This is a genomic window from Tabrizicola sp. (assembly GCF_031377265.1).
Taxonomy (GTDB): domain Bacteria; phylum Pseudomonadota; class Alphaproteobacteria; order Rhodobacterales; family Rhodobacteraceae; genus JAUYQR01.
The window spans coordinates 1-4,463 of sequence record NZ_JANMET010000234.1; the positions used below are offsets into that span (position 1 = coordinate 1).

At 61.9% G+C, this 4,463-nt stretch carries 5 protein-coding genes; 2 read left to right on the forward strand and 3 right to left on the reverse strand.

Annotated elements, in window-relative coordinates; translation table 11 throughout:
• From coaE to RMO18_RS13655, 3 genes are all read right to left on the reverse strand, one after another.
• Window positions 1-564, reverse strand: a 564-nt coding sequence (gene coaE, locus RMO18_RS13645) for a dephospho-CoA kinase (protein ID WP_309666601.1), incomplete at its 3' end; no start/stop codon positions are given.
• The gene (locus RMO18_RS13650; protein WP_309666603.1) at window positions 561-1,400 is read right to left on the reverse strand and encodes a shikimate dehydrogenase; all 840 of its coding nucleotides are present in this window, start codon (window positions 1,398-1,400) and stop codon (window positions 561-563) included. The genes coaE and RMO18_RS13650, both read right to left, overlap by 4 nt.
• Window positions 1,397-1,990, reverse strand: a complete 594-nt coding sequence (locus tag RMO18_RS13655; RefSeq protein ID WP_309666605.1) for a Maf family protein — start codon at window positions 1,988-1,990, stop codon at window positions 1,397-1,399. Before RMO18_RS13655 ends, RMO18_RS13650 begins: the two co-directional genes overlap by 4 nt.
• A gap of 409 nt (window positions 1,991-2,399) precedes the next feature.
• Here RMO18_RS13655 and RMO18_RS13660 point away from each other — a divergent pair, with 409 nt between their 5' ends.
• Entirely contained in the window at window positions 2,400-2,849 is a 450-nt protein-coding gene (locus RMO18_RS13660) for a CopD family protein (RefSeq protein WP_309666607.1), read from the forward strand.
• Window positions 2,850-3,063: 214 nt separating this feature from the next.
• Window positions 3,064-4,281, forward strand: coding sequence for a transcription termination factor Rho (rho, locus tag RMO18_RS13665; protein WP_405054074.1), 1,218 nt, complete (start codon window positions 3,064-3,066; stop codon window positions 4,279-4,281).
• Window positions 4,282-4,463: the final 182 nt, after the last annotated feature.

Sequence of the window (4,463 nt, forward strand, 5' to 3'; positions counted from 1 at the left end):
GGAAATCACGGCCCGAACATAGGCCCGCGCACTGTCTTGGGAAAGTGTTTCCAGAATGTGGGTAGCGCGTTTGCGTTTTTCAACATCGGGCATCTGGCGCGACAGGATCAGCGCAAACTGGGCTTCGGTCATGCCGGGGCGCGATAGCACCCGCGCCCTTTGCAGTTCAGGCGGTGCGGTGACAAGAAGGGTTGCGTCAAGTTCAGCCTCGGTGCCCTTTTCGAACAACAACGGGATATCGAGAAGGACAAGGTCAGCGGTGGTTTTACGAATGAAATCAGCGCGGTCAGCGGCAACGAGCGGGTGCACCACAGCCTCGATCCGGGCCAGGGCCGCGGGGTCGCGCGCGATCCAGGCCTTCAGCTGAGCGCGGTCGATGGTGTCATTCTGCAAGGCGGAGGGGCAAAGGCTGGCGACAGCGGCAACCGCCGCGCCGCCGGAGGAATACAGCCGATGCACGGCGGCATCAGCATCCCAGACCGGAATCGATTCGTCCGCGAACAGGGCGGCCGTGGTGCTTTTGCCCATGCCGATGGAACCGGTAAGGCCCAACCGAAAGGTCATGCCTGCAGCACCGCTTTGCGGGTGGCTTCGTCGACATCCGGACGCTGACCGAACCAGCGTTCAAATCCGGGTGCCGCTTGATGCAGCAGCATGCCAAGGCCGTCAACGACGGTGCAGCCCATCGCCTCGGCCTCGATCAGCAGTTGAGTCTTGAGCGGGGTGTAGACCAGATCGGTGACCAGCGCGTGCGGGTTTAGCCGATCAAGTGACATGCGGAAGTCGGGCTTGCCGGTCATACCAAGCGAGGTGGTGTTGACCACTGTCACCGCGTCTTCAAGAATGTTGGCGGCCTGCACCCATTCATGCACGACAACCTTGGCCCCGAAATCCGAACGCAGCCCTTCGGCGCGCGGGCGGGTGCGATTGGCCAGACGGATTTCCGGGACGCCCACCTCGATCAGGGCCGCGATTACCGCCCGGGCGGCACCGCCCGCCCCAAGCACGACTGCGGGGCCGGTGGCCGGCGCCCAGTGCGGCGCGTTCTGGCGCAGGTTGGCGATGAAGCCGGAGCCGTCGGTATTGTCGGCGTGGATCTTGCCATCATGCCGGAAGATCAACGTGTTGGCGGCACCGATCAGGGCTGCCCGGTCGGTCACGATGTCGGCGATATTCAGGATGGCTTCTTTGTGTGGCAGGGTCACGTTGATGCCGACAAAGCCCAGTTGCGGCAGGGTGCGCACCAGGTTGGCCAGATCGGTGGGCGCGATGTCGATCGGGATGTAATGCCCCTTCAACCCGTAGCGACGAAGCCAATAGCCGTGCAGCGCCGGCGACCGGCTGTGCGCGACCGGGTGGCCAATGACACCGGCGAGGGGAATGCGGGCAAGTTCTGTCATCTGGCGATCATGCCCCGAGTTCCCAGCCATGCCAACAGTGGCAAAAGCGGTAGGCCGAGAATTGTGAAGTAGTCGCCAGTCACGGCCGAAAACAGCCGGACACCCTCTTCCTCCAGCTTGTAGCAGCCGACGGAGTGGCGGATGCTGTCCCAGTTGCGGGCAAGGTAATCGTCCAGATAGGCATCGGAGATCGGGTGCATCGTCAGTGACGCCTCGGCCACGTGCCGCCAGACCGGCTCGGCGTTTTCATAGACCACGACGGCGGAAAACAGTTTGTGGGTCTGGCCCGAAAGCTGGCGCAGCTGGGAGCGGGCAGCCTCAGCGTTTTCGGGCTTGGCAAAGATGTCGCGACCGAGGGCCAGAACCTGATCGCAGCCGATGACGATGTCTTGCGGGCAGCGTTCGGCCACCTTGCGGGCCTTCATCTCGGCCAAGGTATCGGCAATGTCGCGCGGCGGCGCACCGTCTGATTGCAGGGCGACGCGGACGGTTTCTTCATCCACGCGAGGGGATTGCGCAATGACCGCAAGGCCGGCGGACCGCAAGAGTTGCAGGCGGATCGGGGAAGAGGAGGCAAGGATCAGGGTCATGGGAAGGCTGTGGATATCCGTGCTTTGTTCCTGCGGGCGAAAGGGCTGGCCAACGGGTTGGACGGCTGCAGTGTCATTCCGAGGCAAGCCAGCCCCGCCATAGGGAGAGATATCCCGCTGTGCACGAGATGGAAACCGGGTTCGGGAAAAAGCGGTGATCGCGTGGGGCGGGATTATCGGCTGTGGATATCATTCAGTATTCTTGGTGCGTAGTTCATTGATAAATAACGTATTTTTGTAGGTGTTCTCAAGCTTATGAGTGTTTTCCCAGTGTTTTCCACAGGTGACAAGTTGTGGAGAATCCTGGGGGCGGATGCGACTATCCCGTTATCCCCAACCCCTACATCATCATCATTTAAAGATTCTTCTTTTCTTAATAGAAGAGAAGAAGAGCAGCGAAGAGGGAAGTATGGCCGGGGTTTTTCTGGATTGGTATCAGGTGTTCAAGGCGCTGCACGTGGTGTCAGTGATATCCTGGATGGCAGGGATTTTCTATCTGCCGCGGCTGTTTGTGTACCATGTTGAACAGGTCGAGGCCGGGTCGAAGACGGATGTCATGTTTCAGACGATGGAACGACGGCTACTGCGCGGGATCATGAATCCGGCGATGATCGCAACCTGGGTCTTTGGTCTGGCGATGCTGATGGCGCCGGGGATGATTGACTGGAGCGCAGTCTGGCCTTGGGTGAAGGCGCTGTGCGTGGTGGCGATGACGGCGTTTCACATGTGGTTGGCGGGGCGGCGCAAGGATTTTGTCGCCGGGGCGAATGTGAGGACGGGGCGGCAGTACCGGATCATGAATGAAGTGCCGACCGTGCTGATGTTGATCATCGTGTTCGCGGTGATCGTCAAATGGTGACACGGGCAGATCGCGCATCAACTTGGAATTGTTGACTCGGGCAGGTGGGGCGGTGTAAGGCCGAGCGGCAGGGCTGTTCAGCCCGGAGCATTTCCCTTTCAAGACCGTCGCGGCCCTGTTCACTGGGCACGCCTTAGGATGACCCTTTCCCATGACCGTTGAACGCCTGAACCTTGCCGAACTGAAAGCCAAGACCCCTGCCGATCTGTTGGCGATGGCGGAGGAATGGGAAATCGAGAACGCGCCCTCGATGCGCAAGGGCGAGATGATGTTCTCGATCTTGAAGGAGCATGCCGAAGAGGGCTGGGAGATTGGCGGCGACGGGGTTCTGGAAGTGCTGCAGGACGGGTTCGGATTTCTGCGCAGTCCTTCGGCCAACTATCTGCCGGGGCCGGATGATATTTACGTGTCACCCGACATCCTGCGCCAGTTCAGCTTGCGGACCGGAGACACGATTGAAGGGGTGATTGCGGCACCGAAGGATGGCGAGAAATACTTCTGCATGACCAAGGTCACGCGGATCAATTTCGACGACCCGGAGAAGGCCAAGCACAAGGTGCATTTCGACAACCTGACGCCGCTGTACCCGGATGAGCGGTTCAAGATGGAGGTCGACGATCCGACCATCAAGGACCGGTCGGCCCGGATCATCGATCTGGTGGCACCCATCGGCAAGGGCCAGCGCGGGCTGATCGTGGCACCGCCGCGTGCCGGCAAGACGCTCCTGCTGCAGCGGATGGCGAACGCGATCGCGGAGAATCATCCCGAGATCAAGCTGATCGTGCTGCTGATCGACGAGCGGCCGGAAGAAGTGACGGACTTCATGGCCTGCTGCCCCACGGCCGAAGTGATCGCGTCTACGTTCGACGAGCACGCCAAGCGGCATGTGCAGGTGGCCGACATGGTGATCGAGAAGGCCAAGCGGCTGGTGGAATCGAAGCAGGACGTGGTGATCCTCCTCGACTCGATCACGCGCCTCGCGCGGGCGCACAACACGATGACGCCGATGTCGGGGAAGATCCTCTCGGGCGGCGTGGACGCGAAGGCGCTCGAGAAGCCCAAGCGGTTCTTCGGCGCGGCCAGGCGGATCGACGGCGGCGGCTCACTGACGATCGTCGCGACGGCGCTCGTCAGCACCGGCTCGCGCATGGACGAAGTGATCTTCGAGGAGTTCAAGGGTACTGGCAACATGGAGATCGTCCTCGACCGCGACATCGCGAATCGCCGCATCTATCCCGCGTTCGAGATCGGGAAATCGGGGACCCGCAAGGAAGAGCTCCTGCTCACGGAGAAGGAACGGAACCGCATCTTCCTGCTGCGCCACTTCGTCGGCGACATGGCGCCCGACGAGGCGACGAACTTCGTGATCCGCCGTCTCACCCAGACGGCGACGAACGAGGAGTTCTTCCAGCGCATGGCGGAGGGCGCGTGACCGCGAGCGTGCCGGCAAGCGTGTCAGCGACGCGGCGGCGGCGATGGATGGCGGTCGATCTCGGTGATCGGCGCGTGGGGATCGCCGTGAGCGACTCCCTCGGCATGATCGCGTCGCCCGCCGGACACATCGAGCGTCGCGCCGGCAAGAGGCCGCCGCTGACCGCGCTGCTCGCGCGCGCC

Coding starts and splice junctions, on each gene's coding strand:
- RMO18_RS13650 (WP_309666603.1), bottom strand. CDS start 1,400: ATGACAGAACTTGCCCGCATTCCCCTCGCCGGTGTCATTGGCCACCCG.
- RMO18_RS13655 (WP_309666605.1), bottom strand. CDS start 1,990: ATGACCCTGATCCTTGCCTCCTCTTCCCCGATCCGCCTGCAACTCTTG.
- RMO18_RS13660 (WP_309666607.1), top strand. CDS start 2,400: ATGGCCGGGGTTTTTCTGGATTGGTATCAGGTGTTCAAGGCGCTGCAC.
- rho (WP_405054074.1), top strand. CDS start 3,064: ATGGCGGAGGAATGGGAAATCGAGAACGCGCCCTCGATGCGCAAGGGC.